This is a genomic window from Novosphingobium malaysiense (genome assembly GCF_000802225.1).
In the GTDB taxonomy this organism is placed as follows: Bacteria; Pseudomonadota; Alphaproteobacteria; order Sphingomonadales; family Sphingomonadaceae; genus Novosphingobium; species Novosphingobium malaysiense.
On sequence record NZ_JTDI01000001.1, the window covers coordinates 472,577 to 495,705 of the forward strand.

The following is a 23,129-nucleotide window of genomic DNA, read 5'->3' on the forward strand; positions in this document are numbered from 1 at the left end:
GGCGAACGATCCCAGCTTTCGCTGGGATGACGGAGTTGAAAATGGCTGATTACGATTACGACGTCCTTGTCATCGGTGCCGGCCCCGGCGGTTATGTCGCCGCTATCCGCGCGGCGCAGCTTGGTCTGAAGACCGCCTGCGCCGAAGGCCGCGCGACGCTCGGCGGCACCTGCCTCAACGTAGGCTGCATTCCCTCGAAGGCACTGCTCCACGCATCGGAGTACTTCGATGCGGCCAATGGCGACACGATGGCCAAGATGGGCATCAAGGTGAAGCCCGAGCTCGACCTCGATACCATGCAGGACCAGCGCAAAGACGCGGTGAAGGGCCTGACCGGCGGCATCGAGTTCCTGTTCAAGAAGAACAAGGTCGACTGGCTGAAGGGCTATGCCCAGTTCAAGGATGCCCACACCGTCGAGGTGGACGGCAAGACCTACTCGGCCAAGAATGTCGTCATCGCCACGGGCTCCTCGGTCACCCCCCTGCCCGGCGTCGAGATCGACAACGACAAGGGCGTCGTCGTGGACTCCACCGGCGCGCTGGAACTGTCGTCCGTCCCCAAGAAGATGGTCGTCATCGGCGGCGGCGTGATCGGTCTGGAACTCGGCTCGGTCTGGCGCCGCCTCGGTGCAGAAGTCACCGTCGTCGAATTCCTCGACCAGCTCCTGCCCGGCATGGACATGGACGTGCGCAAGGAAGCGTCGAAGATCTTCAAGAAGCAGGGCATGACGCTCAAGCTCGGCACCAAGGTCACCGGCGTCGACGTGAAAGGCAAGAAGGCCAAGATTTCGGTCGAGCCCGCCAAGGGCGGCGATGCGGAAACCATCGATGCCGATGTCGTGCTGGTTTCGATCGGCCGCCGTCCCAACACCGAGGGCCTCGGCCTCGACAAGATCGGGCTTGAGCTGAACCAGCGCGGCCAGATCGAAACCGACCACGATTTCGCCACCAAGGTGGACGGCGTCTGGGCTATCGGCGACGTGATCCCCGGCCCGATGCTCGCGCACAAGGCCGAGGACGAAGGCCTTGCCGTGGCCGAGAACATCGCCGGCATGACCGGCATCGTGAACCACGACGTTATCCCGGGCGTGGTCTATACCCAGCCCGAAATCGCCGGCGTGGGCCTGACCGAGGAAGCCGCCAAGGAGCGCGGCAAGGTGAAGGTCGGCAAGTTCCCGATGCTCGCCAACTCGCGCGCCAAGACCAACCACGAGCCCGACGGCTTCGTGAAGGTCATCGCCGATGCCGAAACCGACCGCGTGCTCGGCGTGTGGTGCATCGCCTCGGTGGCGGGCACGATGATCGCGCAGGCCGCACAGGCCATGGAATTCGGCGCCACCAGCGAGGACATCGCCTACACCTGCCACGCCCACCCGACGCACTCCGAGGCGATCAAGGAAGCGGCCATGGCGGTGACGGGCAAGCCGATCCACATCTGATCGGGCTGATCTCCGGAAGTCTTTGATAGTGTGAAATTCTCTCCCGGCGCTATAAGTCCTTGAGACTTATTCACCGGGGGATTTTCATGTCGGTCCTATTGATAGCTGCCGCAGCGGCCTTAAGCGCACCTTCGGCCAAGACGGCAATGCCGGAATACCCTGTCTGGGCAGCTCGCAAAGATCGATCCGCTGGCATCATCTATGAATTGGTTGTCGATCCGCAGGGCAAACCTATCCGTTGCGACACCCTGCGATTTGCCGGAGACGAAAAACTCGCATTAGCGATTTGCCCCCTCCTGATACGAACACGGTATCGGCCGGCAACGTTAGCGGACGGAACGCCTGCTACAGGTCTAATCCGATCCTTTATCTACCTGGTGCTTGATGGTTCCGCGCAGGCGAATGCCATTCGCGCGCTCCAGGTCGATCCTGACGTCATCCTGAATGTAAATCATCTTCCCGATGGCACCCAGAGTTTGGATGCAGATCTCGTTCTCCAAATTGACAAGACTGGGGGCGTCGTCGATTGCGCCGCAGGTGCCAAACAGGCACCGGGACCAATTATCGATGCCGTGTGCGCCAACCGCGAGGTCCTAACCCAACCGCCACGGCAAGACGCTCAAGGCAATCCGCTGGAATATGTAACTAACTTGAAAGTCCGCCTCGTAGCTGCCTCAGCCTCGAGCTAGACCTTATTCTTGCAAGGACCTTCGCCGCGCCATGACCCTGCGCCCCTTCCACCTCGCCTTTCCGGTTCACGATCTCGATGCCGCCCGCGCATTCTGGGGCGGTCTGATGGGTTGCACGGAAGGGCGCAGTGCGGAAACCTGGGTGGATTTCGATTTCTTCGGCCACCAGATCGTCGCGCATCTGGTGCCGGGCATGACGGGCGCCGATGCAGGCACCAACCCGGTGGACGGCCACGGGGTCCCGGTTCCGCATTTCGGCATAGTGCTGGACATGGCCGACTGGCAGGCGCTCGCCGACCGCCTCAAGGCCGCCGGCGTCACCTTCGGGATCGAACCCTACATCCGGTTTGCCGGCCAGACCGGCGAACAGGCCACGATGTTCTTTCGCGACCCGTCCGGTAACGCCATCGAAATGAAGGCCTTTACCGATCTGACACGGCTCTTCGCGCGCGACTGAACCGCGCATCTTTTCCTAAACCGGTAAAGAGGAAATCAGCCTGCGGCTGCGATCGCGGCTTTCACCTGGTCGTCCGCGCGAGCGACGGCTTCATCGACGCATTGGTTGTCGGTCGTCATGGGCGCGCTCATCGGATAGACTTCGTCCAGCCATTCGCATGCGCTCTCTGCCGCCGATTGCACGCGGTCGTGAAGTTGTTCGCGGCCAGCCTCCGTGGCAAGATTGAGATCATCGGTATAGACCACGGACTGCGCGGTCAGCGTTTCCACCGGGATCCCCGTATAGGTGCGTCCGGTCTGCCGTGCACGCGGCGCAAAAACGGTGATGGACGGGCGCGTGTCCGGCTTGGATGCACTCATGTCCTGCGCGCTGGCCGGTGCCAGGGGCATGAATCCGGCTACGGCAATGGCGGTGGCTGCTGTCAGAATCTTGCGGGGCATGGTTGGCCTCCTCTCTTGTTCAGTTCAGATACCGCCTCCCACGAGCCCTCAACGCATGCAGGGCTTGCGGTGTTCCTGAACAAAGCAAGTTAACCAGCCGAGCACTGTGCCCGGCAGCCTTTTCCACCAAGCTTTTACTTCACGACGTCGGCTTCGTACCAGACTACAGCCTGCGCCGCCTTCATGCAGTTGTGTTCGACATCCCAGCTCAGCGACGGCGAGCCGTAGAGCCGCCATCCCTGCGCAAGGGCCTCGGACACGCGTTCGCAGAAAGCGCGGTCGTCCTTGCCGGTGAGCAGGCGATAGACGGGCCGGTCCTCGGGGGTCTTGTACATGGTCTTTCCTCTCTGAAAGTCTTTCAGCCCGACTGACCGGCTCTTTGCAAGTGCTCAAGCACGGCCAGCGCCCGCGAGGCATCGCTTTCGGGCACGAACACGTGATCGTGGTGATAGGCGGCCACCATGTTGCAGGCGATGCCCTCGGCCGCCAGGGCCGTTGCTACCGCCGCGGTGAGGCCGGCTGCTTCGAGCGCCGAATGGACCTGCAGCACGATCCGCGCCATCGGCAGCGCAACGTCGAAACCGGCCTCGCGCGCCTGGTCCAGCGAGAGAATCTGGCTTGGCCCTTCGTCCTCGCGAAACGTCGCCAGCGCCCCGTCTTGCAGGGTGCCCCCGGTGCAAAAGACGTATCTTTGCGGATCGAGCCGGGGATCCATCGCCGCGATCATGGCGGCGCCTTCTCTGACCGGCTCGGCCACGGCGGTCAGAGGATGTACTTGGACAGGTCCGCGTTGCTGGCAAGGCCTTCCAGCTTCTCGCGCACGTAGGCTTCGTCGATCTTCACCGTCTCGCCCGCGCGGTCCTCGGCTTCGAAGCTGAGTTCCTCCAGCAGCTTTTCCATCACCGTCTGCAGGCGGCGAGCACCGATGTTCTCGACGCTGTCGTTCACCTGCGCAGCGATTTTCGCGACTTCGGCGATGGCATCGGATGTCACGTCGACGCTGACCTTCTCTGTGCCCAGCAGGGCCCGGTACTGTTCGACCAGGTTCGCACGGGTCTCGGAAAGGATGCGCACGAAGTCTTCCTCGGTCAGCGCCTTGAGTTCGACGCGGATCGGCAGGCGGCCCTGCAGTTCGGGAAGCATGTCGGAAGGCTTGGACACGTGGAACGCGCCGCTGGCGATGAACAGCACGTGGTCGGTCTTCATCGGGCCGTACTTGGTGGACACGGTCGTGCCCTCGATCAGCGGCAACAGGTCGCGCTGCACGCCCTCGCGCGAAACCGAGCCCCCGCCGCGCACGTCCGAAACGGCGATCTTGTCGATCTCGTCGAGGAATACGATGCCGTTGGTCTCTGCATTCTGCAGGGCGACGCGGGCGACGTCATCCTGGTCCATGCGCTTTTCGGATTCCTCCTCGACCAGCTTGTCCCAGGCATCGGGCACCTTCATCTTGCGGCGCGTCAGCTTCTGCCCGCCGAAGGCCTTGCCCATGATGTCGGACAGGTTGATCATGCCCACCGAGCCGCCCATGCCGGGGATCTCCATCGGCGCGGAGGGGCTGTCCTCCACCTCGATTTCGACCTCGGTGTCATTCATGGCATTTTCCACGACGCGCTGGTGAAAGGCCGCGCGGGTGGCCTCGGAAGCGCCTTCCCCGACAAGCGCGTTCAGCAACCTTTCCATGGCCGCCTTCGACGCCGCTTCGCGCACGGATTCGCGCCGACGGTCCTTTTCCAGCCGGATCGCTTCCTCGACGAGATCGCGGGCGATCTGATCGACGTCGCGGCCGACGTAGCCGACTTCGGTGAACTTGGTGGCTTCCACCTTCACGAAGGGCGCATCGGCAAGCTTCGCCAGACGGCGGCTGATCTCGGTCTTGCCGCAGCCCGTGGGGCCGATCATCAGGATGTTCTTGGGCGTGACCTCGTCGCGCAGGTCGTCCGGCAATCTTTGCCTCCTCCAGCGATTGCGCAGCGCCACGGCGACCGCCTTCTTGGCTTCGGATTGGCCGACGATGTGCTCGTCGAGAGCGCGGACAATGGCTTTGGGAGTCAGGTTGTCGATCATTCTCTTCTCTCCCCTCCCGCCTGCGGGAGGAGCAGGGGAGGGCATGTTGTGCGGTTTGGCAAGGGAAGGAACAAAGCCGTCCCCTGACCCCTCCCGCAGGCGGGAGGGGAATTAAACGGTTTCCACGGTCACCCGGTCGTTGGTGAATACGCAGATGTCGGCAGCGACCTGCATGGCCTTGCGCGCCATGGCCTCGGCATCGTCTTCATAGACATCGAGCGCGCGCGCGGCGGCGAGGGCATAATTGCCGCCCGAGCCGATCGCGGCAATTCCGCCTTCGGGTTCGAGGACGTCGCCATTACCGGTGAGAACCAGCAGCGTATCGGCGTCGGCCACGATCATCAGGGCTTCGAGATTGCGCAGGTACTTGTCCGTTCGCCAGTCCTTGGCCAGTTCCACGGCGGCACGCATCAACTGGCCGCGGTACTGCTCCAGCTTTCGCTCGAGGCGTTCGAATAGCGTGAAAGCATCGGCCGTGGCACCGGCAAAACCGGCAATGACCTTCTGCCCCTCTCCTATCCGGCGGACCTTGCGCGCATTGGGCTTCATCACCGTGTTGCCCATGGAAACCTGACCATCGCCGGCGATAACGGTCTTGCCGCCCTTGCGCACTCCGATGATGGTTGTTCCGTGCCACTCGGTCAGGCCGTGGCTCGCCCCGTTGTTAATCATACGGGGGCATATATGCTGCGCCCGGCGAGGTTCAAGCAAGGGGAACTTCGCAGGGGCGGAACGTCAGCTTCCGTTCGGTCCCGGACCGCTGGGCGCGGCCGCACCACCGGCGCCCCCGGCGCCCACCGCGCCGATATTGCCGAACAGGTCTTCCAGCAGCGAACGGTGACGGCCCAGCGTCGGCGTCTTGTCGCCTTCGGGACTGATCCGCGCCACCTGCTCCATCCCGCGCTTGTCGACGGCAACGACATTGCCGGCAGGATCGAAGCGGACGCGCAGGATGGTCTCTTCCGCCGTGCGCGGACGACCGAACGGCGGCGTCTTCACCAGCTGCGAAACGTAGTAGTAATCCTTGGTGCCGAACTGGCTGACGAAAGTCGGGCGGCCCAGCGTCTTTTCCACCGAAAGGCGATTGTCGACGCCCGGCTGGATCGAATCGAGCAGGGTCTGGTCGATAATATAACCGCGGTGATCGCGGATCGAAGAACAGCCTCCGACAAGCGCCACGAGCGCCAGCGCCATGCCTGCCGTCCTGATCTTGAGACCCACCTCACGCATTTTCATACTCCAAACCCGGCAGATACCCCTGCTGTGCCCATCACAGGCATTGCCAGCAGCGCTCCGCCCCATATATCGCCTCTGGCCTTAAGGCCCCGAAAGCGCCCGCGCAATGGGCGTCGGTCCGGGGACGCTTGAATTGCCACGATTGAATTGCCGCTGAACGAAAGGCCGAACGCCCGTGTCCCTGATTTCCCGCATCTTCGGCAAGAACGCCGATTCCCGTGAAACGGTCCGCCCGCTGTGGCACCGGGTGGTCGAGATCGCACGCGAGAAACAATGGTACGCGCAGTGCGGCGTGGCCGATACCGTGCCCGGCCGGTTCGATGCCGTCACCATGGTGCTGGCGCTGGTCATGCTGCGCATGGAGCGCGACAAGGACAGCGACGACGCGCTGATCGAACCCTCCGTGCGGCTGACCGAGCTGTTCGTGGACGACATGGACGGGCAGCTTCGCCAGTCGGGTGTCGGCGATCTCGTCGTGGGCAAGCGCATGGGTAAGCTGATGAGCGTGCTGGGCGGGCGCATCGGTGCCTTTCGCGAAGCGCTGCGCAAGGACGACGCGGCGCTCATCGAAGTGCTGGAGCGCAACGTCACGTTGAACGATGGCGCCGACATGCCGCGCCTCGCCGGCGAAGTGCGCGCCCTGCACGCGCAGATCGATGCCCTTTCGAACGAAGACCTGCTGGCAGCAAGGATCGAACGGTGAGTACTTCCGAATTTTCCAGGCCCTTCGACGTGCGACAGGTGGAGGGAAAGACGCCCCGCCTCGAGGCGAGCGAGACCGAGCGCGCGGCGCTCGCCCGGCGCTTCGAGCTCGTGCGCATCGACAGCCTCTCGGCCGAGCTCGAACTGCACCGCGAAGACCGCACGGTCGAGGCCCGCGGCCGGCTCAGGGCCGAGATCGTGCAGTCCTGTGCGGTTTCCGCCGAGGACCTTGCGGTTTCCGTGGATGAAGACCTGTTCTTTCGCTTCGTGCCCGAGCGCACAGACCACGTGCCGGACGAGGAAGTGGAAATCGACGCCGACGACTGCGACGAGATCGAATATGCCGGCACCCATGTCGACCTGGGCGAAGCGGTGGCGCAGAGCCTTGCCCTCGCCATCGACCCGTTCCTGACCGGCCCCGATGCCGAAGCCACGCGCGAAGCTGCCGGCATCGGCAGCCCCGAGGATCAGGGACCGTTCGCCGCGCTCAAGGGAATGAAGCTGGGTAAGAAGTAGCAACATGCAGCGAAACCGCATTGGCACAATCGTTCTGATTGCCGCCATTGCAGGCTGCTCTCCGCAAGACCATCTGAAGCCCGCGCCGCAGCCATTGCCCTATATCGCCATCGAGAAACCGTCTCCGCCCGGGCAGACGCGGATCATGTTGACAGCGCGGATACGAGGCCGATTCGTTATCGATGACGAATGCGTGCGCATCAAGGCCGGGAAATCGCTATTCACCCCGATCTTCTATGACGGAACGCGCATAGATCGGGATACTGAAGGGCTGTTCGTACAGGACGCCGAAACCGCCATACGTTTTCGCAATGGCGACCGTTTCGTGGGCGGAGGAGGCGAAATGCCTGCGGACCACTTGAAGGAATTGAGACTTGCAAGCAGTCCGATACCTCAAGCTTGCCAAGGCAAGATGGGGACAATCAACCCAGGATTGCAGCGGGCCCAGCGCTGACGCGAGAACCATGCCGGCTTGCAGGCATTGAATTCCGCAGAGTGCAGCGCCCGATCAGAACGGGATATCGTCGTCCAGGTCGTCGCCGAAGCCGCCGCCGCTGCTGCCGCCCGACGAGCCGCCGCCGCTGCCCCAGTCGCCGCCGCCAGCGCCAGCGCCTCCGGTGCGTCCCCAGTCGCCGCCACCGCCGGAACGGCCGCCGCCCGAGGAACCGCCCTCGTTCCAGCCGCCACCGCCGCCGCCACGCTGACCGCCACCTCCGGCGCTGTCGAGCATGGTGAGCACGCCGCCCATGCCGCCAACGGAGATTTCGGTGGTGTAGCGGTCGTTGCCGCTCTGGTCCTGCCACTTGCGGGTGCGAAGCTGGCCTTCGATGTAGACCTTGGAGCCCTTGCGCAGGAAGCGTTCGGCAACCCCCACCAGGCCGTCCGACTGCAGGACCACGTTGTGCCATTCGGTGCGTTCACGACGCTCGCCGGTCTGGCGGTCCTTCCACGTTTCCGACGTTGCGATGCGCAGGTTGGCGATGCGTCCGCCGTTCTGGAACGACTTGACCTCGGGATCGGCCCCGAGGTTGCCGACGAGAATGACCTTGTTGACGCTGCCTGCCATGATGGAATCGCTTTCCTTTGAAATTCGAAGGACGGGGTAGCGAATGGGCCATCGGGGGGCCAGTTAACAAGGGCTGTTTTCCCCACCCCGTGCTGGCGAGCGTGCTACAACCCGGCTGCGGTCGCCAGCCAGAACGTCGCGCCCGCCGCGATATACGCAAGCGTGAACAGGTACGCGAGCATGAATGCCGGCCATTTCCAGCCATTGGTCTCGCGCCGGGTGACGGCGATGGTCGACATGCATTGCGGCGCGAAGACGAACCACGCGAGGAACGCCAGCGCCATCGGCAAGGTCCACGAATTGCGCAGCCGGTTGCCGAGATCGACGGCCTGCTGCGCTTCGTCCTCGTCATCGACGGCGTAAGTCGTCGCCAGCGAACTGACCGCGACTTCGCGGGCGGCCATGGCCGGGATCAGCGAAAGCGCCATGTCGCGGTTGAAGCCGATCGGCTCGACCACCACGGCAAGGCCGTTGGCGAGATGCCCCGCGATCGAGGCGTCGACCTGGCTTTCGCCCGGCGCGGCCTTGGGGAAATTCAGCATGACCCAAAGGATCACCGTCACCGTGAAGATGATCGTGCCGGCGCGGCGCAGGAAGATCCATCCGCGCTGCCAAAGGCCGATTGCCATGTCCTTGAGGCGGGGAAGCTGGTATTTCGGCAGCTCCATGATGAAGCCCGACGCCTCGCCCCTGGTGATCGAGCGGCGCAGCACCAGCGCGGCCAGGAACGCCCCCATGATGCCGGAGATGTAGAGCGCGAAGAGCACCAGCCCCTGCAACCCGATACCCCAGCCGACGGTGCGGGCGGGAATGAACGCCCCGATGATCACGGCATAGACCGGCAGGCGGGCCGAGCAGGTCATCATCGGCGCGATCAGGATCGTCGTCAGCCGGTCCTTGGGATCGGAGATAGACCGCGTCGCCATGATGCCGGGAATCGCGCAGGCGAAGCTCGAAAGCAGCGGAATGAAGCTGCGTCCGGAAAGCCCGACATAGGACATCAGCCGGTCCATCAGGAACGCCGCACGCGCCATGTAGCCCGAAGCCTCCATCGCCAGGATGAAGGCGAAGAGGATCACGATCTGCGGCAGGAACACCACTACCGACCCGACTCCGGCGATGATGCCGTCGGTCAGCAGGTCGCGCAGCAGCCCGGCAGGCAGGATGGCAGTCACGTAATCGGAGAGGGCAGCCATCCCCTCTTCGAGTCCGTCGATAAGCGGGTTGGCCCAGGCGAACACCGCCTGGAACACCACGAAGAGCAGTGCCAGCAGGATCACCGGGCCGATCCACGGATTGAGCAGCAGCCTGTCCAGCCGCGCGTGCAGGCGGTGGCGCTTCGATTCGGACAGGATCGCCGCCTCGGCCATGGCATGCGCCGCGACGCGTCGCTCGGTCTGGCCGAGATCGGTAATGCCCGGGCCCGCATGACGGCTCTCGGCAGAGGCGATCGCCTCGCCCAGCTCGATCAGTCCCCGCCGCCGCACGGCGACGGTGGGAATGACGCGCACGCCCAGCTCCTGCTGAAGCACTTCGGGATCGAGGACCAACCCGTCGCGCTCAGCCAGATCGACCATGTTCAGCGCAATGACGGTCGGCTTGCCGAGACTGAGCAGTTCCTGCGCGAAGACGAGATGCTGCTCGAGATTGGAGGCATCGAGCACGATGACCAGCACGTCCGGCTCGGCCTCGCCGGGAAACTGGCCGCGCACGACCTTTGATGTCACTTCCTCGTCCGGGCTGGTGGGATCGAGACCGTAGGCGCCGGGCAGGTCGGTCATCTCCACCGGTTCGCCGGTGGGCAGGACGACGCGGCCGAACTTGCGCTCGACAGTCACTCCCGGATAGTTCGCGATCTTCTGGCGCGCGCCGGTCAGCGCGTTGAACAAGGCGCTTTTGCCCGCATTGGGGTTGCCGACCAGAGCAATCTTGCGCGAACGACTCACGCGCTTACTTCTTCGAGCAGTTCGACTGTCATGGCCGAGGCATGAGCCCGGCGCAGCGCCACGGTCATCCGGCCCACGGCGATCGCCAGCGGATCCCTTCCGCCGAATACGCCGCGATGCGCCAGCGAGACCTTTGCGCCTTCCTCGAGCCCGAGCGCGCGCAGGCGGCGCGCCTCTTCGGGCACGAGAGCCGACCAGTCGACCGTCACGATACGCGCGGTCCGGCCGATAGGAAGCAAGTCGAGAGTCATCGAGGCTGCGCTGCCAGATTACGAGTTCAATTGCAACTGGTTCGCAATAACTTCTTTGCCTGTCTTTGTCCCGGATCAAATCGGAGCGACCGCCGGAAAAAATTTCCGTGCAGTCGCCACCCCCGGGGCCTACCGGGCGGGATACCGCATCCGGCCCAGAAGCCGCGTGAAACTGAAGCGTTCGTCAGGCTTGCGCAGCAACTGCGCCTTGGTCTTTTCGAAGCGGATGATTCCCTCGATGCGGCGATCTAGGAAGGCGTGGGTCTCGGCCTTGTGCTCACTGGAGTCGTGCGCGAACACGTTGAGCGTGGCGGCATAGATCCCGGCCAGGATCGCCCGCTTGGTGTAGTGGTTGTAATCTGTCGCAGTATCGCCGGCCAGCCGCCACATGGCATCGGCGCTGCCCCAGCCGAGCCGCGCGGCCGCGGCAAGGTTCTGCGGCATCGCCATGATCGCCAGGGCGCGCGCGAGCGCCTCCTCGCGTCCGGTGACGGCATCGAGCCGCGCCATGACCAGCCGGCGTATCCGCTCACGGATGGGCACCCCGGCCAGCGACTCGGCCGGTTCCGCCTTGGCCATCTGCGCATCGACATGGTGGATCCAAGCCGTGATCATCGCCATCGGTCCATCGCGGAAGGCGAAGGCGGCGAGGTCTGCATCGACACCGGCCATCGACGCCGCCTGCGCGACGGCTTCCCTCGTCCATCCATCGAACACTGCGGCGTCGGCGATGGCCGGGGCGAGCTGCAGGCGCAAGGCCTCGAGCGTTGCGGGATCTTCCATGGCCCGACTCAAAGCACCGGGCCGTAGACCGGCTTGTCGGACCTTGAGGCACCCGCCTTGGCATAGGTCTCGATCGTCGCGAGCAGGTTGTTGCCCTCCTGCCCCTCCAGCTTCGCATAATCGCGGGCGCTGCGACCGGAATTGTCTGCGCGGTCCGGATTGGCGCCGGCCTGCAGCAAGACCTTCATCATCTGCGCATCATGCCGGTGCACCGCCGAGATCAGCGGCGTTTCCCCGGCATCGTTCGAAACGTCGGTATTGGCGCCGTTCTCGACGAGGAACTCCACGCCGTCTCGCCAGCCCAGCCCGACCGCAAGCTGCAGGGGGGTGACGCCATGATCGTCGGCCTGGTTCGGATTGGCGCCCTTGGCGATGAGGTAGTTGAGCCAGGTCGGGTCGCGCCGCTTGGTGACGATATGCAGCGCCGTCTCGCCGGTCGAGATATCGCGGGCGTTGACGATAGAGGCCGAATCCATGATCGCCTGCTCGACCTTTTCGCCTTCCTTCTTCTTTACCGCTTCGAGGAATTTGTATCCGTCCGAGAAGTCGGCCAGCGCGGGGGTCGAGAGCAGAAGACTTGCGGCAAGAGCGGGAACCGCAGCCTTGAGCACCGCTCGCAAAAGAGCCGTCCCGTTTCCGATCTTGAACATCGACACCTTGAAATTCCTCCGAACCTGTCTTCGTTTAAGGGGCGATCCCGCCATGCCGCGCCTTGCATGGAAGCGTTTAGCAGAGCATGAACCGCCACGCCATGACATACCTGAATGATCGGATCGCATCGCGCAGCCGCAGCCTCCTGCGCTGGCTGGCGCCTCTCGCCCTGGGTCTCTCGCTCGCGGCCTGCCAGCAGCAGGGAGCGGCCACCGAGGAACCACCGCTTGCCGGCGCCGCCATCGGCGGGCCGTTCACGCTGGTGAACAAGGAAGGCAAGGAGGTCACCTGGGCGCAGTTCAAGGGCGAGTGGCGCATCGTCTATTTCGGTTACACCTTCTGCCCCGATGCCTGCCCTCTGGACGTGCAGGCGATGATGCGCGGCTTCAACCAGTTCTCCGAAGCCCATCCGGAGCTGGCCGAGAAGGTCCAGCCGATCTTCATCTCCATAGACCCGGCGCGCGATACGCCCGAGGTCGTCGGCCAGTGGACCGCCGCCTTCGGCCCGCGGCTGATGGGCCTGACCGGAACGCCCGAACAGGTGAAGAAGGCCGCCGATGCCTTCGCGGTCTACTACAAGCGCGGCGAGGATACCGCCGGCGGATACCTGATGGACCACAGCCGGATCACCTACCTCATGGATCCGGACGGCAAACCCATCGCCATGCTCCCGACCGACAAGGGCCCCGACGCCGTCGCGGCCGAAATCGCGAAATGGGTGAAGTGAGCGGCGACAAGCCTTTCTGGGAACGGCCGCTCGCCTCGCTCAACCGCGAGGAATGGGAAGCGCTGTGCGACGGGTGCGGGCAGTGCTGCCTGCACAAGGTGGAGGATGCCGATACCGGCGAGATCTACCACACCAACGTTGCCTGCAAGCTGCTCGACCTCAAGACCGCGCGCTGCTCGGACTATACCAACCGGCGCAAGTTCGTGCCCGACTGCCTGCAACTGACGCCGGACAAGGCCGAGTCGCTGGATTGGCTGCCGCCGAGCTGCGCCTATCGCCTGCGCGCCGACGGCGATCCACTGCCCGAATGGCATTATCTCGTCTGCGGCGACCGCGATGCGGTGCATCGGGCAGGCATTTCGGTGGCTGGCAAGGTCATCAGCGAAACCGTTGCCGGGCCGCTCGAACATCACATCGTCTGGCCCTATGGCGAGGAAGAGGATGACGACGATACCAATCCGTGGGATATCGTCGAGCAGCGCAAGGAGGACTGACCCGCGTGCTCGATTGGTTACGCCGCGATCCGCGTGAGGAACCCGCGATAGACGTGGCCGGACGCACGCTGCCGGTGGTGATCCGGCGGCTCGAACGCGCGCGCCGGCTGACCATGCGGCTTGCGCCCGACGGCAGCGAAGTACGCATCTCGATCCCGCGCTGGACCCGCACGGACGAGGCGCTGGCCTTCGCGCAGTCACGCCGGGAATGGCTGGCCAAGCAGATTGCCGCCCTGCCCGTCACCGCGCCACTGGGCCATGGCGCGACGCTGCCCTTTCGCGGTGAGAGCCTTGTCCTGCACCATGCGCCCGACGCACCGCGCCGTCCGGTTGTGGCCGAGGGCCTGTTACGCGTCGGCGGGCCCGAGACTTCGCTGACACCGCGCCTCACCCGCTGGCTACGCGCCGAAGCCACCGAGGCGATGGCCTCGGACCTGCACGAGTATTGCGTGCGTGCCGGGCAACCCACACCGCGCCTTGCCCTCTCCAATGCCCAGCGCCGGTGGGGTTCGTGCGCCCCCGACGGTGCGATCCGCATCAACTGGCGGCTGATCATGGCGCCCGACACGGTCCGCCGCTCGGTCGTCGCGCACGAAGTGGCGCATCTGGTGCATTTCGATCACTCGCCCGCCTTCCACCACTGCCTGAAGGAACTGTTCGAAGGCTCGATTCACGAGGCCAACCGCTGGCTCAAGGCTCATGGCCGCTCGCTCTACGTTCCCTTCGGCTAGGTCAGGACTCTGGCGCTGCGCGCCGATAGCGCCTACATAGCCGCCATGGCTCTATTGAAGCGCTCAGGATACTGGAAAGACGTTAGCCCCACCGGGATGGTCGCCGACTTTCGGCTGGTGTGGAACCAGGCCGGCCACAACCGCTGGCGCATTGCCGCGCTGGCCGGCGCCTGCACCTTCGGCGTGTTCTACCTGATGTCGACGCAGGAAGGCGAGGCCCCGCACCCGCCGCCGAAGGTAACCTATATCTCTACCCTGCCCGCGCACCGTACCGACGAGCAGATCATGGCCGAGAACATCGCCAACCAGAAGCGCAAGGAAGCCTGGGAAGCCGAACAGGCCAAGCGCGACAAGGAAGTGCGCGACATCTACCGGACAATCGGACGGGCATCGGGAATGGACGTGGACAAGATCGAACGCGAAGCCGCTGCCGAAAGGGCAGCAGAGCAAAAAGCCGCCGACGAAAAGGCCCGCCGGCAGATCGAAGCCGGTCTCGCCGCGCGTGCCCGGCAGGAAGCCGAACAGCAACAGAGCCAGCAACAGCAGTGAGCAAGGATGCGCGCTGGCTGGCGGCAGCCGCGGCGCTCGCTGCGCGTGGCCGGCCGCTGAGCCGCCCCAATCCCGCCGTCGGCGCCATCCTGGTCAAGCGCGGACGCGTGATTGCGCGCGGATGGACCCAGCCCGGCGGGCGTCCGCACGCGGAAGCCATGGCTCTGGAAGCGGCCGGAGACGCTGCGCGCGGGGCGACGCTATACGTCACGCTGGAGCCCTGCGCCCACCGCTCCGAGCGCGGTCCGGCCTGCGCCGACATCGTCAGCGCCTCGGGCGTGGCGCGGGTGGTGATCGGCTGCATGGACCCCGACCCGCGCACCGCTGGCGCCGGCCTCGTTCGTGTCCGCGAAGCTGGGATCGCTGCGGATCACCTGCCCTCCCCCGCCTGCGAGGCGAGCCTCTCGGGCTATCTCATCGCCAAGCGCCTCGGCCGTCCGGAAGTGACGCTCAAGCTGGCGCTGTCGCTCGATGGCTGCATTGCGCTCACCAATGGCGAGAGCCAGTGGATTACGGGAGCCGAGGCGCGCGCCCATACCCACGCGATGCGCGCCAGAGCCGATGCGATCCTCGTCGGCGGCGGCACCCTTCGCTCCGACAATCCCCGCCTCGACGTACGCCTGCCGGGCCTTGCCGAGCGCAGCCCAGAGCGCTGGGTACTCACCCGTGGCGAGGCTCCGGAAGGCTGGCATACCCTGCCCTTGCCCGACGCGATCACCGGCATGGACGGCGTGCAGTACCTCTTCGTCGAAGGCGGTGCGCAGGCGGCCACGGCCTTTCTCGCCGCCGGTCTCGTCGACCGCCTGCTGATCTATCGCGCGCCGATCCTCGTCGGTGGCCGCCCCGCGCTGGGGGACTTCGGTCTTGCTTCGCTTGCCGGTGCACACGGAAAATGGCGCATGAGCGAACGGCGGCAGCTTGGCAGCGACACGCTTGAAGTCTACGAGGCGTCTCCATGTTCACCGGAATAGTCACCGCCGTCGGCACCATCCGCGAAGCCCGCAAGTCCGGGGACCTGCGCCTCGTGATCGCCTGCCCGTTCGATCCGGCCGGCATCGCCATGGGCGCCTCGATCGCCTGCTCGGGCGTCTGCCTCACCGTGGTCGACAAGGGCGGGGAAGCGGGCAACGCGTGGTTCGCGGTGGATGTCTCGGGCGAATCGGTGGCGCGTACCGTCGCCGGGCGCTGGGAAGTGGGCAACCATCTCAACCTCGAACCCGCGCTCAAGCTGGGCGACGAACTGGGCGGCCATATCGTCACCGGCCACGTCGACGGCGTCGGCAACGTCGTGAGCATCACGCCGGAAGGCGATTCCAAGCGCTTCGTCATCGCCGCACCCAAGGACCTGGCGCCCTACCTCGCCCCCAAGGGCTCGATCACCGTCGACGGCGTATCGCTGACCGTGAACGAGGTGTCCGACCAGCCCGACGGCACCTGCCACTTCACCCTCAACATCATCCCGCACACTGCGGACGTCACCACCATCGGTGCCCTGCAGCCCGAAGACGGCGTGAATCTGGAGATCGACGTGCTCGCGCGCTACCTGCAGCGGATGCAATCGCTGCGGGGGTGAGCTCGGCGCAAAGCTGGGTTTGCGAGCATTGTGAGGACCACGTCATGCCAGCGGATGCTGGCATCGCCCTCGGTATTGCGGGCCCTGTCGCACTGGTCGGTTTCTTAGGCCGTCGTCTTTGCTGATAGCGATCCCAGCCTTCGCTGGGATGACAGCAGTCAGCACGCGCCCCAGCGCTTCTCAAACCCCTCACGGGTGATCTCGTAGACCACATGCCGCACCATCACCCCGCCGCCGCGTTCGAAAGTGCGGGTGCGGTCGGTCAGGACGCCGCCGATGTTTTCCATCGCCTTGCGCGAGATCACGTTGTCCTCACCCACCTGAAAGATGGCGCGCTCGTAGTGTTCGAGTGCGTGGGCGAGCATCAACCGCTTGAATTCGGCGTTGTAGCCCTTGCCCCAATAGCGGTGCGCGAGGAACGACCAGCCGATCTCGATTTCGCCCGGACCTTCCAGCTCGGGCTTGTCGAACTGGCTGGAACCGATGATCTCGCCAGTGACTTTGTCGAAGATCGCCAAGGCACCGCCGCGCGCCATGGCATCAGCGAAGAACTCGCGGAAGACGGGCTCCTGCCAGCGGTCGTACGAGGGATGCCCCGCCCAGACCCGCGAATCCGAGGCGACGGCGTAGAGCGCGTCCCAGTCTTCGGGGAGCAGAGGACGAAGCGTCAGCCGATCCCCTTCCAGAACCGGCTGACGGTTCATCATCAGCCGGTCACGTCCGCCACGGCGGCAATGAACTTGTCGATGTTGCCCATCGTCAGGCCGGCCACGTTGATGCGGCCCGAACCGGCGAAATAGATGCCGTGTTCCGAACGCATCGCCTGCACCTGCTCGGGCGTGAACGGGATGATCGAGAACAGGCCGTTCTGGATACCGATAGGGGTAAGATCCACGCCCCCGGTCTTGCCGGCCTCGGCCAGCCTGGCGCGGACCTGGCGCATGCGATCACGCATCTGGTCGAGCTCGTCGAGCCACTGCGCGGTCAGCGCCTCGTCTTCCAGGATCAGGCGAACCGCGGCTCCGCCGTGATCGGGCGGCTGCGACCAGTTGGCGCGGGCCAGCGCGTGCGCGTTCGACATGACCTTGGCGAGATCGGCCGGGTCGGCGACCATGGCGTAGAGTGCGCCGACGCGGTCGCGATAGAGACCGAAGTTCTTGTCGCACGAATAGCAGACCATCGCCTCGGGAACGGCGGCCAGCACGCGGCGCACGCCATAGGCATCTTCTTCCATGCCGCGGCCGAGGCCCTGATAGGCCAGGTCGATCACCGGCAGCACCTTGCGCTCGGCCAGCAGGCCGGCGATTTCGTCCCATTCGGCGTTCGAATAGTCGATGCCCGTTGGGTTGTGGCAGCAGCCGTGCAGCAGGACCGCATCGGCTTCGCCGGCGTCGGCCAGAGCGGTGCGAATGGCATCCATGTCGGTGGTGCCGTCCGCCCTGGCGTGATTGAACTCGAGGACTTCGAGGCCGAGGTCGGCGCAGATCTGGTTGTGGTTCGGCCAGCTCGGCTTGCCGACGATCAGGCGCTTATAGCCGGCGCGCTTGACCATCGCGAGCGCGAGGCGCAGCGAACCGGTGCCGCCCGGGGTCTGCATGCCTTCGATGCGGCCGCCCATGCTCGGGCTGTCCTTGCCGAAGACATAGGGCATCAGCGCTTCGACGAAGCCCATGTCGCCCTCGGGGCCGAGGTAGGCTTTCGAATCCTGCGTCTCGACGAGTTTCTTCTCGGCCGCCTTGATCGCACCGAAGACCGGGGTTTCCCCCTGCCCGGTGCGGTAGACGCCCACGCCGAGGTCGATCTTGTCGGCGCGCGGGTCGGCATTGTGGAGCTTGATCAGCGCGAGAAGCGCGTCGGCGGGCTGTTGTTTCAGGTCGATAAGCATGGCGGCGCGGCCTTACTCCGCCGCGCCCGAGCGTGCAACAGGGGACTGAGCCCGATCGTGATTATGCGCAGTCGGCCCAAGCGACGCTGCCCGGCGCCTTCAGAACGGCAGCCAGCGCTGCTTGTGCGAGAACTTCATGTATCCGATGTTCGCACCCAGCCGCAGACCGGCACCGGCGCGCACCGGAATCAGCACGACGTCGCCGCGGCGCAGGTAGCTGACCGTGAAGCCGCCGACGAGATAGGCCTGCCCCTCGCCAGCACCGAAACGGTGGAACAGGTCCTCGGTATCATAGAGGTTGTAGACCAGCACGAAGGCATTGCCGGCATTGGCGCCGGCATCGAAGCCGATCGACGGGCCGGTCCAGTAGACCGGCTTGTTGCCTTCGATCTTGTGATGCAAGGTTCCCGATCCATAGCGGAGCCCCAGCGCGAAAGCGCCGCCAGCTTCCCGGCCGACGATATAGGCATTGGGTTCGCCCTGCTTGGCCAGCAGGTCCTTGATGAGATCAGCAAGCCCCTTCGCCCCCTTGCCGAAGACGCCTTCGGCCGCACCGATGAGGTCGTCCTCGCGGTACGTGGCGGTGGTATCCTGCGTTTGCGGGGAAGCCGAAGCGGTCGGTGCCGGGCTGCCGATGTCATTGCCATTCCAGGTCGAGACGCCGGTTGCCGTGTCCGTCGGAGCAGATTCCATCGGCGTGCCGTTGCCGGTGGCAGGCGCGGCCGGCTCGGTCGAGGGTAGCTCGCCGCTCGGTGTGGGGGCCGGGCTGGACGTGGCTCCGGAATTGAGATCTGCATCGATCGCGGCATCAGGATCGACCGTGGTGACCTGGGCGATCGCGGGAGCCAGCGGCGCGACCATGGCGAGCGAGCCCGCAACCAGGGCGACGAGCGATCGGCGCACGCGGCGTCGCACGGTCTCCGGCTGGTGATTGCTGACTGGCATAGTGGGCTCCCCTCGCGAGAATTATCTGAAAAATCGAAACATCGCCGCCCCGAACCCGCCCGGGACAAGCGGCGACAGCCCAAAAGAATCCACGGCACCTTACCCCGCAATGAATGGGCGACGGGCCGAGTCCGTTTTGCGGCGGACCGAATCCGCAAATCGCTTCCTCGCAAGCGCCGAGAGCAAAACCACATAATCCGCACCACGCCCCCTTGCCGCCCCCGAAGGGCATCGCTATAGGGGCCCGCCTGAGCCGGCACCGGAGACGTGGGTGAGTGGCTGAAACCAGTTCCCTGCTAAGGAACCGTACTCTATCAGGGTACCGAGGGTTCGAATCCCTCCGTCTCCGCCACTCTTTCGCAGGATGACTGCGGCATCTTCCCCGAATTTTTCTGATTTTCTTCAGGGCGACCGGTGTTCCCGAGACCTGACTTTTGCCTTCGCCGTGAAAGGCAGCATACCTGCGTTCGGATGTCCCGGAAGGGATGCATGACGGGTCCTGCCTGCTTCGCTCGGACCGTAGACCGATCCATACAGCAAGGTCGCGCGTCAAGCGCCGAGGCTTTCGGTCGTAGCGGGTTATGGATAGTTACAACGCCATGATAGCCAATGCCCGAAGAGTTCGGACTCAACGAAAGCCATGTAAACCCACGGCCGTCAGGAGGTGAGACGACAATGCCTATCGTGGTCGACAAGGATGAACGGCGAGCGCAAGTGGTCGCGGTCGCCTTCGATCTGGTCGCCGACAAGGGGATCGAGGCGCTGACATTCCGCGAGATTGCGGCCGCCAATGGCTGCAGCACATCAATCGTCTCGCACTACTTTCGCAACAAGAACGAACTGCTCTTCAAGGTCTATCAGGTCGCCAACGACCGCGCACGAGAACGATTGGAGGCCGCGCACGAGGCAGGATTGTCGCTCCTGGGTTGCTTTGATGCCATCCTTCCCGTCGATCATGCTTCCCGGCGAAACTGGCGTGTCTGGCTGGCCTTCTGGTCGCGCGCTCATCTCGAACCGGCCTATCTCGAGGAGCGCCGGCGTGCCGCCGAAGACAGCCTTTCGCTCTACCGCACGATGCTGGCGGAAAAGCTGGGCAAGCCGCAGGAGACCCCCGCCATGGAAATCGCCGCGCGGCGGTTGATCGCAGCCATCGCCGGGATCGGTCTCGAAGCCTGTTTCGCGCCCGACGACTGGACCACCGATCGCATGCACGCCGTGCTGGCATCCGAGCTTTCCGATCTCGGCGTGGCCCAAGACGCCTGACCCCCTATTTATTATGACAGTCATCATAAGAAAAATTGGCAGATACTCTCCATCCCAATGATGCGTGGGCTCCCGCCGATTCCCGGCCGAAGCGAACCCCGCGCGAGACATGGGAGAAAGTGCCGTGATCCGCCACGTTGTGATGCTCAAGTTCAAGAAGGATGCCGACCCCAAGAAGATCGACACCTTCATCGAGGAAGTTAAGAAGCTGCCGCACCTCAATCGCGAGGTGCGTGACTATAGCCACGGCATGTGCGTGAAGACGCGCTTTCACTCGGGCGACTTCGATTTCGCGAACTGCTGCGACATCGACAGTTACGAGGCGATGGAGCGCTACATGTCGCACTGGGCGCATCTTCGGATGACGCCGTTCCTGCCCGACATCCTAGAGAACATGCTCTCGTTCGACTGGGAAATCGACTACCACGGCCCCGAATTCGACGAAAAGCTGGCCGCCGAGGAAGCCGAGAAGGAAAAGGCGCGCGTCCTCAAGTTCCATGACGACCCGGCCAAGGCCTATGTCCCCGAGGTTCGTGGGCAGACCCGTGAACGCGCCCGCGAAATGTGCGAAGCGGTCGGTCTCGTCCTTTCCGGTGATGAAGAGGAAATCATCGGATCGGTGTGGGCTCCCAATCGCATCATGTTCCAGAGCCCCGATCCCGACACGGAAATCGAAAAGGGTGCCGAGGTGAAGATCGGCATTACTGGCGACTGGCTCACCGGCCCCGCCGTGCCCGAGGGCGATGCCCCGGCTTGGTAACACGATCAGGGGAGAGCGCCATGACGACCGTGCGCGAAGCCTATGGCGATGTAGCGGAAAAGCTCCTGCATTTCGTCGAAACGAAAACCACCGACCAGACCGGTTCGATCATGAAGGTACCGGTCGAGGCCTATCTCGACGCCGATCGCTGGCAGCGCGAAATCGACCTCATTTTCAAGCGGCTGCCGCTCATGCTGGCGTTTACCATCGAGCTTCCGGAGCCCGGCGACTACAAGGCCATGGCTCCGATGGGGATCCCGATCCTGGTCAGCCGCGGCCAGGATGGCAGGGCGCGCGCGTTCCTCAACGTGTGCAGGCACCGCGCCATGAAGCTCGTCGATGAGCAGGAAAATGGCGGAAAGGGCAATTGCCGCGCCTTCTCCTGCCCCTACCACGGCTGGACCTACGCCAGCGACGGGCGGCTGCTGGGAATCGCCGAAGCAAGCACTTTCGGCGATGTCGACAAGGCAACGCTGAATTTGACCGAGCTGCCGTGCCAGGAGGTAGCCGGCATGATCTTCGCGATCCTCACGCCAGGCCTTCCCATCGACGTCCCTGCCTTCCTGGGCGGTATGCTCGAGGACCTCGCGGCGCTCAAGCTGGAGACATGGTACTTCCACAAGGCGCGCGAGATGCGGGGCGCCAACTGGAAAGTGGCTTACGACGGGTACCTGGAGGGCTATCACTTCCAGGCCGCGCACCCCGAGACGGTGACGCCCCGCACACCCTCGAACCGGGCCAACTACGAGGCATTCGGCCCGCACATCCGCCTCGGGTATCCGCAACATGGCATTGTCGATCTGAAGGATCTTCCCCGCGACCAGTGGGGCGATCGGGAAAACCTGAACTACGACTTCATCCGTATGCTGTTCCCCAACTTCGCGATGTTTCTTGCACCGGAGATGTGCCAGGTCGCTCAGCTCTATCCGGGCGATGCGCCGGATCGCAACGTCACGGTGATGAACTACATCTTCCCCCAGGCGCCTGCTTCCGAAGACGAACGCAAGAAGCTCGACGAGATGAGCGACTTCTTCTTCGACGTCGTCGAGAAGGAAGACTACCTGATGGGCATGCGCGTGCAGCAGGGACTGGAAGCGCAGGCGACAGGGCACGTGACGTTCGGTCGCAACGAGCTGGGCAACCAGTACTTCCACCGCTGGATCGAGCACTACCTGTCGCAAGGGACAGTTCCCGAACCGCACCTGCGGTCGGAATGATCGCATCAAACGAGAATCGAGAGGATCACTGGCCATGCTAATTCTTGCCGGGCACCTGAAAACCAGCCCCGATCTGGTCGTCGAACTGGCCGGGACGCTACGCGCCCTCGTCGAGCCGACACTCAGGGAAGACGGGTGCCTCGCCTATCATTTCGCGGTAGACAGAGCGGACCAGGGAACCATCCTCGTCTACGAACGCTGGCGCGATCAGGAAGCGCTGACAGCGCACCTGTCCCAGCCTTCCGTGGCGGGCGTATTGGGCACCTGGGCAGAGAAGATCGACACATCGGGCGTGCGCAAGTTCGATGCCCACAACGAACGGGGATTCATGGACTGAAGTCCGCCCCTTCGAACCGCAACGGCATTCGGGAGAGTGACAATGATGAACCGCCGTATCGTGCTGCAATCGCGCCCCGCCGGCGTGCCGGTACCTGGGTGGATGACCGGACCGGCCCGATGAACTTTGGCGATGGGCTATCGCCGAAACATCCTTTTGCACTCCAGGGCTTGTAGCTCACCGGGAGCCCCTCGCCGTCCGGCCTGGCACCCGGCGCACGATACCGCGGTCATGGACGAGGGGCGTCATCACGCGTCTCGATGCGCGGCCGGCTGCGTTTCAAACGCGACGAGGAGCCGCAGATCGCGTGGTTATCGTCGCCTCGCCCTGTCGCCGTGCAGGGAACGCCTGACCCGCCCCGCGCGCTGCCTCCGCTCCCGGACGATTGCGCAGCCCGCGTAAGAC

The 23,129-nt window shown here is 64.5% G+C and carries 30 protein-coding genes and 1 tRNA gene; 17 read left to right on the plus strand and 14 right to left on the minus strand.

Going from position 1 to position 23,129, the window contains the following annotated elements:
- Positions 1-41 precede the first annotated feature (41 nt).
- The 3 genes from lpdA (at position 42) to LK12_RS02015 (ending at position 2,585) form a co-directional block, all read left to right on the plus strand.
- On the plus strand, positions 42-1,439 hold the full coding sequence (gene lpdA, locus LK12_RS02010; protein WP_039280117.1) for a dihydrolipoyl dehydrogenase: 1,398 nt from the start codon (positions 42-44) through the stop codon (positions 1,437-1,439).
- Positions 1,440-1,525: 86 nt separating this feature from the next.
- Positions 1,526-2,128: a hypothetical protein gene (locus tag LK12_RS24515; protein ID WP_156135355.1), complete on the plus strand. Its 603-nt coding sequence runs from the start codon at positions 1,526-1,528 to the stop codon at positions 2,126-2,128.
- Positions 2,129-2,159: 31 nt separating this feature from the next.
- Positions 2,160-2,585 carry a VOC family protein gene (locus LK12_RS02015; RefSeq protein ID WP_039278634.1) on the plus strand — a complete coding sequence of 142 codons (426 nt, stop codon included), beginning with the start codon at positions 2,160-2,162 and terminating at the stop codon, positions 2,583-2,585.
- Between the two features lie 35 nt (positions 2,586-2,620).
- On the opposite strand, the gene LK12_RS02020 is transcribed toward LK12_RS02015, so the two are convergent.
- The 6 genes from LK12_RS02020 to LK12_RS02045 all read right to left on the minus strand — a co-directional run bounded on the left by LK12_RS02020 (position 2,621) and on the right by LK12_RS02045 (position 6,322).
- Complete coding sequence (locus LK12_RS02020; RefSeq protein WP_039278636.1) at positions 2,621-3,025, minus strand: UrcA family protein; 405 nt, start codon at positions 3,023-3,025, stop codon at positions 2,621-2,623.
- A gap of 134 nt (positions 3,026-3,159) precedes the next feature.
- Complete coding sequence (locus tag LK12_RS02025; protein ID WP_039278639.1) at positions 3,160-3,360, minus strand: DUF1737 domain-containing protein; 201 nt, start codon at positions 3,358-3,360, stop codon at positions 3,160-3,162.
- A 23-nt stretch (positions 3,361-3,383) separates the two neighbouring features.
- Positions 3,384-3,752, minus strand: coding sequence for an ACT domain-containing protein (locus LK12_RS02030; RefSeq protein WP_039278641.1), 369 nt, complete (start codon positions 3,750-3,752; stop codon positions 3,384-3,386).
- Positions 3,753-3,787: 35 nt separating this feature from the next.
- Positions 3,788-5,092, minus strand: coding sequence for an ATP-dependent protease ATPase subunit HslU (gene hslU, locus LK12_RS02035; protein ID WP_039278644.1), 1,305 nt, complete (start codon positions 5,090-5,092; stop codon positions 3,788-3,790).
- 111 nt (positions 5,093-5,203) lie between these two features.
- Positions 5,204-5,764 (minus strand): ATP-dependent protease subunit HslV, encoded by a 561-nt coding sequence (gene hslV, locus LK12_RS02040; RefSeq protein WP_039278645.1) that lies wholly within the window; start codon positions 5,762-5,764, stop codon positions 5,204-5,206.
- A 63-nt stretch (positions 5,765-5,827) separates the two neighbouring features.
- On the minus strand, positions 5,828-6,322 hold the full coding sequence (locus tag LK12_RS02045) for an outer membrane protein assembly factor BamE (RefSeq protein ID WP_039278646.1): 495 nt from the start codon (positions 6,320-6,322) through the stop codon (positions 5,828-5,830).
- A gap of 181 nt (positions 6,323-6,503) precedes the next feature.
- Between LK12_RS02045 and LK12_RS02050 the strand changes: the two genes are divergently transcribed.
- From LK12_RS02050 to LK12_RS02060, 3 genes are read left to right on the plus strand one after another with little or no spacing between them, the layout of a single operon-like run.
- Positions 6,504-7,031, plus strand: coding sequence for a ubiquinol-cytochrome C chaperone family protein (locus LK12_RS02050; protein ID WP_039278648.1), 528 nt, complete (start codon positions 6,504-6,506; stop codon positions 7,029-7,031).
- Positions 7,028-7,546: a YceD family protein gene (locus LK12_RS02055; protein ID WP_039278650.1), complete on the plus strand. Its 519-nt coding sequence runs from the start codon at positions 7,028-7,030 to the stop codon at positions 7,544-7,546. Before LK12_RS02050 ends, LK12_RS02055 begins: the two co-directional genes overlap by 4 nt.
- A gap of 4 nt (positions 7,547-7,550) precedes the next feature.
- Positions 7,551-8,000: a hypothetical protein gene (locus LK12_RS02060; protein WP_039278652.1), complete on the plus strand. Its 450-nt coding sequence runs from the start codon at positions 7,551-7,553 to the stop codon at positions 7,998-8,000.
- Between the two features lie 54 nt (positions 8,001-8,054).
- Here the strand turns inward: LK12_RS02060 and ssb are convergent, their stop codons facing one another.
- The 5 genes from ssb to LK12_RS02085 all read right to left on the minus strand — a co-directional run bounded on the left by ssb (position 8,055) and on the right by LK12_RS02085 (position 12,242).
- Positions 8,055-8,612: a single-stranded DNA-binding protein gene (gene ssb / locus LK12_RS02065; protein WP_039278654.1), complete on the minus strand. Its 558-nt coding sequence runs from the start codon at positions 8,610-8,612 to the stop codon at positions 8,055-8,057.
- Between the two features lie 104 nt (positions 8,613-8,716).
- Entirely contained in the window at positions 8,717-10,558 is a 1,842-nt protein-coding gene (gene feoB / locus LK12_RS02070; RefSeq protein ID WP_039278656.1) for a ferrous iron transporter B, read from the minus strand.
- Positions 10,555-10,809 carry a FeoA family protein gene (locus LK12_RS02075; protein ID WP_039278658.1) on the minus strand — a complete coding sequence of 85 codons (255 nt, stop codon included), beginning with the start codon at positions 10,807-10,809 and terminating at the stop codon, positions 10,555-10,557. The genes feoB and LK12_RS02075 overlap by 4 nt, the downstream gene beginning before the upstream one ends.
- 129 nt (positions 10,810-10,938) lie before the next feature.
- Positions 10,939-11,592, minus strand: a complete 654-nt coding sequence (locus tag LK12_RS02080; protein WP_039278661.1) for a COQ9 family protein — start codon at positions 11,590-11,592, stop codon at positions 10,939-10,941.
- Positions 11,593-11,600: 8 nt separating this feature from the next.
- A complete protein-coding gene (locus LK12_RS02085; RefSeq protein ID WP_052223093.1) occupies positions 11,601-12,242 on the minus strand; it encodes an ankyrin repeat domain-containing protein in 642 nt (213 codons plus the stop codon).
- Between the two features lie 101 nt (positions 12,243-12,343).
- Here LK12_RS02085 and LK12_RS02090 point away from each other — a divergent pair, with 101 nt between their 5' ends.
- The 6 genes from LK12_RS02090 to LK12_RS02115 are packed head-to-tail and all read left to right on the plus strand — an operon-like array spanning position 12,344 to position 16,317.
- The gene (locus tag LK12_RS02090) at positions 12,344-12,970 is read left to right on the plus strand and encodes an SCO family protein (protein ID WP_156135399.1); all 627 of its coding nucleotides are present in this window, start codon (positions 12,344-12,346) and stop codon (positions 12,968-12,970) included.
- Positions 12,958-13,464, plus strand: coding sequence for a YcgN family cysteine cluster protein (locus LK12_RS02095; protein WP_039278666.1), 507 nt, complete (start codon positions 12,958-12,960; stop codon positions 13,462-13,464). Before LK12_RS02090 ends, LK12_RS02095 begins: the two co-directional genes overlap by 13 nt.
- A 5-nt stretch (positions 13,465-13,469) precedes the next feature.
- Entirely contained in the window at positions 13,470-14,195 is a 726-nt protein-coding gene (locus LK12_RS02100; protein WP_039278668.1) for a M48 family metallopeptidase, read from the plus strand.
- Between the two features lie 45 nt (positions 14,196-14,240).
- Positions 14,241-14,744: a hypothetical protein gene (locus LK12_RS02105; protein WP_039278672.1), complete on the plus strand. Its 504-nt coding sequence runs from the start codon at positions 14,241-14,243 to the stop codon at positions 14,742-14,744.
- Complete coding sequence (gene ribD / locus LK12_RS02110; protein WP_039278675.1) at positions 14,741-15,715, plus strand: bifunctional diaminohydroxyphosphoribosylaminopyrimidine deaminase/5-amino-6-(5-phosphoribosylamino)uracil reductase RibD; 975 nt, start codon at positions 14,741-14,743, stop codon at positions 15,713-15,715. Before LK12_RS02105 ends, ribD begins: the two co-directional genes overlap by 4 nt.
- Complete coding sequence (locus LK12_RS02115; protein ID WP_039278678.1) at positions 15,700-16,317, plus strand: riboflavin synthase; 618 nt, start codon at positions 15,700-15,702, stop codon at positions 16,315-16,317. Before ribD ends, LK12_RS02115 begins: the two co-directional genes overlap by 16 nt.
- Positions 16,318-16,475: 158 nt before the next feature.
- Here the strand turns inward: LK12_RS02115 and LK12_RS02120 are convergent, their stop codons facing one another.
- The 3 genes from LK12_RS02120 to LK12_RS02130 form a co-directional block, all read right to left on the minus strand.
- Positions 16,476-17,021 (minus strand): GNAT family N-acetyltransferase, encoded by a 546-nt coding sequence (locus tag LK12_RS02120; protein ID WP_039280121.1) that lies wholly within the window; start codon positions 17,019-17,021, stop codon positions 16,476-16,478.
- A gap of 2 nt (positions 17,022-17,023) precedes the next feature.
- On the minus strand, positions 17,024-18,202 hold the full coding sequence (locus LK12_RS02125; protein WP_039278682.1) for an amino acid aminotransferase: 1,179 nt from the start codon (positions 18,200-18,202) through the stop codon (positions 17,024-17,026).
- A 99-nt stretch (positions 18,203-18,301) separates the two neighbouring features.
- Complete coding sequence (locus LK12_RS02130; protein WP_052223094.1) at positions 18,302-19,147, minus strand: DUF1134 domain-containing protein; 846 nt, start codon at positions 19,145-19,147, stop codon at positions 18,302-18,304.
- Positions 19,148-19,408: 261 nt separating this feature from the next.
- Here LK12_RS02130 and LK12_RS02135 point away from each other — a divergent pair.
- The 5 genes from LK12_RS02135 to LK12_RS02155 all read left to right on the plus strand — a co-directional run bounded on the left by LK12_RS02135 (position 19,409) and on the right by LK12_RS02155 (position 22,724).
- Positions 19,409-19,499 (plus strand) — tRNA-Ser (locus LK12_RS02135).
- Between the two features lie 323 nt (positions 19,500-19,822).
- Complete coding sequence (locus LK12_RS23675; protein WP_052223095.1) at positions 19,823-20,410, plus strand: TetR/AcrR family transcriptional regulator; 588 nt, start codon at positions 19,823-19,825, stop codon at positions 20,408-20,410.
- Positions 20,411-20,534: 124 nt separating this feature from the next.
- Complete coding sequence (locus LK12_RS02145; RefSeq protein ID WP_039278685.1) at positions 20,535-21,170, plus strand: Dabb family protein; 636 nt, start codon at positions 20,535-20,537, stop codon at positions 21,168-21,170.
- Positions 21,171-21,190: 20 nt separating this feature from the next.
- Positions 21,191-22,387, plus strand: coding sequence for an aromatic ring-hydroxylating oxygenase subunit alpha (locus LK12_RS02150; protein WP_039278688.1), 1,197 nt, complete (start codon positions 21,191-21,193; stop codon positions 22,385-22,387).
- A 34-nt stretch (positions 22,388-22,421) separates the two neighbouring features.
- A complete protein-coding gene (locus tag LK12_RS02155) occupies positions 22,422-22,724 on the plus strand; it encodes a putative quinol monooxygenase (RefSeq protein ID WP_039278691.1) in 303 nt (100 codons plus the stop codon).
- The last annotated feature ends 405 nt before the right edge of the window (positions 22,725-23,129 follow it).

Coding starts and splice junctions, on each gene's coding strand:
- lpdA (WP_039280117.1), top strand. CDS start 42: ATGGCTGATTACGATTACGACGTCCTTGTCATCGGTGCCGGCCCCGGC.
- LK12_RS24515 (WP_156135355.1), top strand. CDS start 1,526: ATGTCGGTCCTATTGATAGCTGCCGCAGCGGCCTTAAGCGCACCTTCG.
- LK12_RS02015 (WP_039278634.1), top strand. CDS start 2,160: ATGACCCTGCGCCCCTTCCACCTCGCCTTTCCGGTTCACGATCTCGAT.
- LK12_RS02020 (WP_039278636.1), bottom strand. CDS start 3,025: ATGCCCCGCAAGATTCTGACAGCAGCCACCGCCATTGCCGTAGCCGGA.
- LK12_RS02025 (WP_039278639.1), bottom strand. CDS start 3,360: ATGTACAAGACCCCCGAGGACCGGCCCGTCTATCGCCTGCTCACCGGC.
- LK12_RS02030 (WP_039278641.1), bottom strand. CDS start 3,752: ATGATCGCGGCGATGGATCCCCGGCTCGATCCGCAAAGATACGTCTTT.
- hslU (WP_039278644.1), bottom strand. CDS start 5,092: ATGATCGACAACCTGACTCCCAAAGCCATTGTCCGCGCTCTCGACGAG.
- hslV (WP_039278645.1), bottom strand. CDS start 5,764: ATGATTAACAACGGGGCGAGCCACGGCCTGACCGAGTGGCACGGAACA.
- LK12_RS02045 (WP_039278646.1), bottom strand. CDS start 6,322: ATGCGTGAGGTGGGTCTCAAGATCAGGACGGCAGGCATGGCGCTGGCG.
- LK12_RS02060 (WP_039278652.1), top strand. CDS start 7,551: ATGCAGCGAAACCGCATTGGCACAATCGTTCTGATTGCCGCCATTGCA.
- ssb (WP_039278654.1), bottom strand. CDS start 8,612: ATGGCAGGCAGCGTCAACAAGGTCATTCTCGTCGGCAACCTCGGGGCC.
- LK12_RS02075 (WP_039278658.1), bottom strand. CDS start 10,809: ATGACTCTCGACTTGCTTCCTATCGGCCGGACCGCGCGTATCGTGACG.
- LK12_RS02080 (WP_039278661.1), bottom strand. CDS start 11,592: ATGGAAGATCCCGCAACGCTCGAGGCCTTGCGCCTGCAGCTCGCCCCG.
- LK12_RS02085 (WP_052223093.1), bottom strand. CDS start 12,242: ATGTTCAAGATCGGAAACGGGACGGCTCTTTTGCGAGCGGTGCTCAAG.
- LK12_RS02090 (WP_156135399.1), top strand. CDS start 12,344: ATGACATACCTGAATGATCGGATCGCATCGCGCAGCCGCAGCCTCCTG.
- LK12_RS02095 (WP_039278666.1), top strand. CDS start 12,958: ATGGGTGAAGTGAGCGGCGACAAGCCTTTCTGGGAACGGCCGCTCGCC.
- LK12_RS02105 (WP_039278672.1), top strand. CDS start 14,241: ATGGCTCTATTGAAGCGCTCAGGATACTGGAAAGACGTTAGCCCCACC.
- LK12_RS02115 (WP_039278678.1), top strand. CDS start 15,700: ATGTTCACCGGAATAGTCACCGCCGTCGGCACCATCCGCGAAGCCCGC.
- LK12_RS02120 (WP_039280121.1), bottom strand. CDS start 17,021: ATGAACCGTCAGCCGGTTCTGGAAGGGGATCGGCTGACGCTTCGTCCT.
- LK12_RS02125 (WP_039278682.1), bottom strand. CDS start 18,202: ATGCTTATCGACCTGAAACAACAGCCCGCCGACGCGCTTCTCGCGCTG.
- LK12_RS02130 (WP_052223094.1), bottom strand. CDS start 19,147: ATGCCAGTCAGCAATCACCAGCCGGAGACCGTGCGACGCCGCGTGCGC.
- LK12_RS23675 (WP_052223095.1), top strand. CDS start 19,823: ATGCCTATCGTGGTCGACAAGGATGAACGGCGAGCGCAAGTGGTCGCG.
- LK12_RS02150 (WP_039278688.1), top strand. CDS start 21,191: ATGACGACCGTGCGCGAAGCCTATGGCGATGTAGCGGAAAAGCTCCTG.
- LK12_RS02155 (WP_039278691.1), top strand. CDS start 22,422: ATGCTAATTCTTGCCGGGCACCTGAAAACCAGCCCCGATCTGGTCGTC.